This is a genomic window from Halorubrum sp. AJ67, assembly GCF_000513435.1.
This window is the reverse complement of sequence record NZ_CBVY010000003.1, coordinates 293,702-296,474: the sequence shown is the minus strand read 5'-3', so window position 1 is coordinate 296,474 and position 2,773 is coordinate 293,702. Positions and strand designations below refer to the sequence as shown.

Annotated in this window: 2 protein-coding genes; both read left to right on the top strand. The window is 69.7% G+C overall.

The window, feature by feature from the left end; translation table 11 throughout:
* Nucleotides 1–100 precede the first annotated feature (100 nt).
* On the top strand, nucleotides 101–1,165 hold the full coding sequence (locus BN903_RS04885) for a glycosyltransferase (protein WP_048076635.1): 1,065 nt from the start codon (nucleotides 101–103) through the stop codon (nucleotides 1,163–1,165).
* Nucleotides 1,166–2,773 (top strand): DUF2070 family protein (locus tag BN903_RS04880; protein ID WP_048076634.1); only part of this gene is annotated, 1,608 nt, incomplete at its 3' end.

Sequence of the window (2,773 nt, the reverse complement as noted above, 5' to 3'; positions counted from 1 at the left end):
GCACGTCCTCCGCGGCCGATACGCCCAGCGCCGTCCCTCCACTCCGGGTCCGCCGCGACCGCCGCGGCCGACCGCGACCGCTCGACCGCCAGACGCCACCATGAACATCGGCTTCTTCACCGACAGCTACTTCCCCGGGATCGACGGCGTCACCTACACCATTCAGGCGTGGCGCGACCGTCTCGAAGCGCGGGGTCACGACGTGTACGTCGTCTACCCCGCGAGCAGCCACGATCCGGACGACCACGAGATACCCGTCCGGTCGCTGCCGAACCCCTTCTACAGGCAGTACCGCTTCCCGCTGTACCGCCGCCTGTCGACGCTTCCCGACCTCGACGTCGTCCACTGTCACGGCCCCGCGTCGACCGGACTGATGGGGCTCCGCTACGCGAAGCGGTACGGCGCGACGTCGGTGTACACCCACCACACCCCCGTCGAAGACTACTTCGTTCAGGGGCTCAGATCCGAGCGGCTCGCCGCCCTCGCGGGGAAGGCGTACGTCGCCTACGAGAACCGCTTTTTGAACGCGTTCGACTGCGTCACGGCCTCAACCTCGCGGATCCGCCGCGACGTGGAGCCGTACAAGCTCCCGGTCGGTATCGAGATGGACCGCTTCCGCCCCAACGAGGACGCCCGAGTCGCGGCGCTCGCCACCGACGGCGGGCCGACCGCGGCCGACGCGCCGGTAGTCGGGTACAGCGGCCGGATGACCCACAAGAAGAACGTCGACGAGATCCTCCGGCTCGCGGAGCGACTGCCCGAGCTGCGGTTCGAGCTGGTCGGCGAGGGGCCGGTCCGCGCCGAACTGGAGGCGGACGCGCCCGCGAACGTCCGGTTCCACGACTTCCTGCCGCGCGAAGACCTCTCCGACTTCTACGGCGCGCTCGACGTGTTCGTCACCGCCTCGACCTGTGACACGCTGGGGCTCTCGACGCTGGAGGCGAACGCCTGCGGCACCCCCGTCGCCGCCGCGGACGTGGCCCCGTTCGACGAGACGATCGGTCCCGAGAACGGCGCGCGGTTCGCGCTGCGGGACCTCGATGACATGGAGCGGGCGGTCCGCGACTGCCTCGACGGCGACCGAGACACCCGGGCCGCGGTCGAGCGGTTCTCCATTTCCGAGACGATAGACGAACTCGAGTCCATCTACGGGGTGACCGCGTAGATGGGCGCGGACAACGTCGACGCCTTCCAGCGGCTCGTGTTCTCCGTGCCCCGGCTTCGGGTTCAGGCGGCGGCGCTCGTCGTCCTCAGCGGGGTATACAGCCTCGTCACGTTCGCGTCGGTCTGGCTCTTCACGCCGTTCGAGCCGGGCCCCTCTCAGATCGTTCCCGGGGCGGCGCTCATCTTCCTGCTCCCCTTCCTCGTCGCCGCCGAACTGTTCCCGCGCGTCCTCGACGGCTACCCGCGGTCGTGGAGCTACTTCCTCGCGCTCACCAACCAGTTCGTGCTGTTCGTGTACGCGCTGGTGCTCTCCGGCGCGAACGACGTCGGGAACGCGTGGAGCATCATCTGGCTGAGCTTCATCACGCTGTATCTGATCAACATCCTGGTGCTCGTCGTCTCGACGGGCATCGACCGCTCCGACCGGATCCTCCTCGTGTCGCTCGCACAGCCGGCCGCGCTCATCGCCGCCTTCTACGCGCTGGGCGGCAGCGAGTTCGGCTTCTCGACGTACCGACACGTGTTCGCGTTCGCCTCGCTGGGCATCGCGGCGGGCTTCCTCGTCTTGGTCCTCGTCGTCGTCGACTACCTCATCCGGAGCAACACGAACGTCTCCGCGTTCGCGCTCACCTCCGGGCTCCTTCGGAACGACCGGGAGTCGCTCGACCTGGGCGTCGAGGCCCGCCCGTTCGTGGAGACGCTCGCGGTCGACAACGGCGACCGCCTCACCCTCGCCGCGCCGTGGGTCCACCCCGGTCCACTCGGTGGGTTCGGCGGCGGCCAACTGAGCGGGAACCTGATCGACGCGCTCAACGGGAACCGTGACGGGCGAGGCGACGGCGGGGACGCCGGCGGGCGTCCCCACGACGGAGACGCCGACCGAGTGGGTGCGGACCCGTCGGCGGGGTCGGCCGGCTTCTTCATCCACGTCCCGTGTACGCACAAAGAGGACCTCTCGGACCCGGCGGACGCGGAGCGGATCCTTGACGCGGTCGCGGAGCCGGAACGGACCGACCGAGCGTCGCGGCTCGTGACCGAGTCGTACGGCGAGCGGGAGGGGTACGCGGACATCCGGTTTCACGGGCGTCGGATCGGCGACAAGGAGGTGATCGTCCTCCACGGGGAGGGGATCGACGACTACGACACCGGGGTGTTCATGCGGGATGTCGACCACGGCGAGGTGCTGTTGATCGACCAGCACAGACACGACATCCAGAACGGCCCTGACGTGGAGATCCAGTACGGCTCGGACCGGGCGGACCGGCTGAAGCGCGCGTTCGACGACTTCCGCGACCGGCTCGCCGAGGCCTCCCTCGACGACTACGCCGCCGGCTTCGCGCTGGCGGACTCGGACCAGCACGCGCTGGCGTTCGTCGAGGAAGTGGACGGAGAGGAGACCCTGTGGATCGGCGTCGACACGAACGGGCTCACGCCGGACGTGCGCGCGACCGCCGACGAGTACCGCGAGTCCTTCGACGCCGTGATCCCCTTCTCGACGGACACGCACGCCTCGATCCACGAGCTGGCGAACGCCCGCGAGTCCGACACGGAGGCCATCGAGCGCGCGGTCGACCGCGCCGCCGCCGACGTCGCGCCCGCGACCGTCGGG